Source organism: Actinoplanes sp. NPDC051633 (genome assembly GCF_040681735.1).
Classification (GTDB): domain Bacteria; phylum Actinomycetota; class Actinomycetes; order Mycobacteriales; family Micromonosporaceae; genus Actinoplanes.
On the sequence record NZ_JBFAZH010001804.1, the window covers coordinates 1 to 1,077 of the forward strand.

The 1,077-nt window shown below is 70.5% G+C and carries 2 protein-coding genes; both read left to right on the top strand.

All coding sequences use genetic code 11. The annotated features are described in order from the left end of the window. Window positions 1-603, top strand: a 603-nt coding sequence (locus AB0M20_RS45315; RefSeq protein ID WP_364307846.1) for a hypothetical protein, incomplete at its 5' end; no start/stop codon positions are given. A 52-nt stretch (window positions 604-655) separates the two neighbouring features. After that, the coding region (locus AB0M20_RS45320) for an alpha/beta fold hydrolase (protein ID WP_364307848.1) at window positions 656-1,077 on the top strand (422 nt) is incomplete at its 3' end.

Sequence of the window (1,077 nt, forward strand, 5' to 3'; positions counted from 1 at the left end):
AGAAAAGATCCGGCGCAGTTCGTGGACGGCGCGCCCGTGGCCGCGTCGGCGGCGCCCGAGGTCGCGGTCAAGCCGGTGCCGGAGAAGACGACCACCGGCAAGGCCGAGATCGCCAAGAACCCGGACGGCACGGTCAACTCGGCGAACGCCAAGCCGGTCACCACGGGGTCCACGCTCTCGGCCGGCGGGCTCGGGCCGTACAAGATCGGGACGACGCTCAAGGCCCTGCAGTCCGCGAAGCTCGTCGGCAGGACCGAGAAGCTGCGGGCGGACAACTGCCCCGACCACGTCGCCGCCACGGGCACGTCCAAGTTCCACTCGCCCGAGCTGGTCTTCTTCGACGGCCGTCTGCTGCGCCTGACGGTGACCGGCGACAAGATCACCACCAGCCGGGGCGTCAAGATCGGCAGCACGGTGGCCACGGTCAAGGCCAAGTACGCCGACGGCAAGCAGATCGACGACTCGGTCGGCCGCGGCGCGTGGCTGTCCACCATCGGCGACTACGGGCTGCTCTTCGAGCTGAACGGCGACAAGGTGTCCGGGCTGCAGGCGGGCATGGCCGAGCCGATGCAGTTCAAGTACACCGACAACCAGGGCTGCTGAAAGCGCGCCACTTCACAGCACTCCCTCAGATTTTGCCGGTTAGCGTTGCGGCATGCCTTTATCGCTGCCCCGGTTCACCCGTCGGCGGGTGATCGCCGGGGCGGCGGTCATCGCGCTGGTGGCCGGCCTGGTCGGCTGGGCGGTGTGGCCGGAGCGTGACTCCTGGACCACGTCGGACCAGCAGCTCACCGTCCTGTCCGGGCCCTCCGGCACCGAGCCGGTCGACCTGGACACCCGCTTCTACCTGCCCCGGGACCGCGACGGACGGGTGCCCGCGGTGCTGCTCGCGCATGGTTTCGGCGGCACCAAGAACTCCGTGCGGGAGGACGCCGAGTCGCTCGTCGAGCGCGGCTACGCCGTGCTGACCTGGACGGCCCGGGGCTTCGGCCGCAGCGGCGGGCAGATCCACCTGGACAGCCCCGACTACGAGGTGAAGGACGCCCAGCGCCTGCTGGACTGGCTGGCCGCCCGGCC